At 49.9% G+C, this 911-nt stretch carries 9 tRNA genes; all 9 read left to right on the top strand.

What is annotated here, in order from left to right:
- Window positions 1–23: 23 nt before the first annotated feature.
- A tRNA-Val gene (locus D368_RS14855) sits at window positions 24–99 on the top strand.
- 5 nt (window positions 100–104) lie between these two features.
- Window positions 105–180 (top strand) — tRNA-Thr (locus tag D368_RS14850).
- Window positions 181–216: 36 nt separating this feature from the next.
- Window positions 217–292: transfer RNA gene (locus tag D368_RS14845), tRNA-Lys, on the top strand.
- A gap of 6 nt (window positions 293–298) precedes the next feature.
- A tRNA-Leu gene (locus tag D368_RS14840) sits at window positions 299–380 on the top strand.
- A 24-nt stretch (window positions 381–404) separates the two neighbouring features.
- Window positions 405–479, top strand: a tRNA-Gly gene (locus tag D368_RS14835).
- Between the two features lie 14 nt (window positions 480–493).
- Window positions 494–579 (top strand) — tRNA-Leu (locus D368_RS14830).
- Between the two features lie 11 nt (window positions 580–590).
- Window positions 591–667, top strand: a tRNA-Arg gene (locus tag D368_RS14825).
- A gap of 16 nt (window positions 668–683) precedes the next feature.
- A tRNA-Pro gene (locus D368_RS14820) sits at window positions 684–760 on the top strand.
- Window positions 761–764: 4 nt separating this feature from the next.
- Window positions 765–840 (top strand) — tRNA-Ala (locus D368_RS14815).
- Window positions 841–911: the final 71 nt, after the last annotated feature.

Genomic DNA, 911 nt, shown 5'->3' with positions numbered 1-911 from the left:
TATTACACGTAAGTGTAATATACGGAGGATTAGCTCAGCTGGGAGAGCATCTGCCTTACAAGCAGAGGGTCGGCGGTTCGAGCCCGTCATCCTCCACCATATTTGCCGGCCTAGCTCAATTGGTAGAGCAACTGACTTGTAATCAGTAGGTTGGGGGTTCAAGTCCTCTGGCCGGCACCATTTTTGGATAAGATAATAACACAAGTCTTTTAAAAAGAGCCATTAGCTCAGTTGGTAGAGCATCTGACTTTTAATCAGAGGGTCGAAGGTTCGAGTCCTTCATGGCTCACCATGTAACGCGGGTGTGGCGGAATTGGCAGACGCGCTAGACTTAGGATCTAGTGTCTTATGACGTGGGGGTTCAAGTCCCTTCACCCGCATTATACAGGATAGTTATCCTGTATGCGGAAGTAGTTCAGTGGTAGAACACCACCTTGCCAAGGTGGGGGTCGCGGGTTCGAATCCCGTCTTCCGCTCCAACTATACCATCCACGCCGGGGTGGTGGAATTGGCAGACACACAGGACTTAAAATCCTGCGGTAGGTGACTACCGTGCCGGTTCAAGTCCGGCCCTCGGCATTCATTATTATGCGCCCGTAGCTCAATTGGATAGAGCGTTTGACTACGGATCAAAAGGTTAGGGGTTCGACTCCTCTCGGGCGCGCCATAATATTTTTAAAAATCGGGAAGTAGCTCAGCTTGGTAGAGCACATGGTTTGGGACCATGGGGTCGCAGGTTCGAATCCTGTCTTCCCGACCACTTCGGGGCCTTAGCTCAGCTGGGAGAGCGCCTGCTTTGCACGCAGGAGGTCAGCGGTTCGATCCCGCTAGGCTCCACCATTTATAAAAAAACATGTTGACTTTAAGAGAAACTTATTATATACTTAAAAAGTTGCTTGAGAAAGTGAACG

It is taken from the genome of Paenibacillus lentimorbus NRRL B-30488, from assembly GCF_000411595.1.
Taxonomy (GTDB): Bacteria; Bacillota; Bacilli; order Bacillales; family Bacillaceae; genus Bacillus; species Bacillus velezensis.
Note: the sequence above shows the minus strand (reverse complement) of the source record. Positions and strands in the feature narration are given on the sequence as shown.